This window comes from Paracoccus cavernae (assembly GCF_042430175.1).
Taxonomy (GTDB): domain Bacteria; phylum Pseudomonadota; class Alphaproteobacteria; order Rhodobacterales; family Rhodobacteraceae; genus Paracoccus; species Paracoccus cavernae.
In genome coordinates, this window is record NZ_JBHMDZ010000024.1 from 1 (window position 1) to 1,024 (window position 1,024).

At 59.4% G+C, this 1,024-nt stretch carries 1 protein-coding gene; it reads left to right on the forward strand.

Annotated features, from left to right (window positions below):
- Nucleotides 1–246: 246 nt before the first annotated feature.
- On the forward strand, nt 247–732 hold the full coding sequence (gene dps, locus ACFFUC_RS12475; RefSeq protein ID WP_113902226.1) for a DNA starvation/stationary phase protection protein Dps: 486 nt from the start codon (nt 247–249) through the stop codon (nt 730–732).
- Nucleotides 733–1,024: the final 292 nt, after the last annotated feature.

Sequence of the window (1,024 nt, forward strand, 5' to 3'; positions counted from 1 at the left end):
GACAAGACGGCGGAAAGCTTCCTCGGCTTCATTGACATCACGTCGATCCGTCTCTGGATCCGCCATTTGTCAACATGACCTAGTGAAATTCATCCAGGGCGCGGTCTGACCCGATCGTCGCTTTCTGGCGGAACGATGGCGGTGCTTTCCTGAGGGAAAGTGCCGCCTTTTCTTTTGGGTTGGAAGAGCTTTGCGGATGGAACCTCGGCCGGTGATGCCGTATTGTCTGGGCGAACCCGAAAGAAGATGGAGACAGCCATGGCAGTGAACCTGAAAGGCCTGACCGACAATGCCCGCAAGACCGCGATTGCCGAGCTGAACGCGCGGCTTGCCGACGCGGTGGCGCTTTCGGCGGCGATCAAGCAAGCGCATTGGAACGTGAAGGGCCGGAATTTCATCGCCGTCCATGAGCTTTTCGACACGACCTTCGCCAACCTGCAGGTGCATGTCGACGAAATGGCCGAGCGCGTGCAGCAGCTTGACGGCGTCGCCGTGGGCACGGTCGAGAAGGTCGCCAAGGCCAGCACGATCAAGGAATATCCGACCGACCTGACCAAGGCCGAGGATCATATCAAGGCCATTTGCGAGCGGATGCGCGACTATGGCGCGAAGGTCCGGGCGGCGATCGACACGACCGACGAGGCGGGCGACGCGGATACGGCCGACCTGCTCACCGGGGCTTCGCGGACGGCGGACAAGGATCTGTGGTTCCTCGAAAGCCATCTGGAATAAATCCGGGCGGGCAATGAAAAAACCGGGGCAATGCCCCGGTTTTCGTTTGTCTGGCGGGCTGGATTACTTGGGCATGGGCGCGGTGATGCCCTCGACATAGAAGTTCATGCCCGAGAGTTCCTCGTCCGTGGCCTTCTGCCCTTCGGCCAGCCAGTCGCTGCCGTCTCTGACAGAACCGGACTATGAAGTCTTTGTGTTCAGGGAAATATCTAGGTCGTGTTGACAAAAGGGATTCCCCTCGGGCGTAGGGTATGATTCAAGCTGGCATCTGCGATGGAGACCAGCTTGGCAC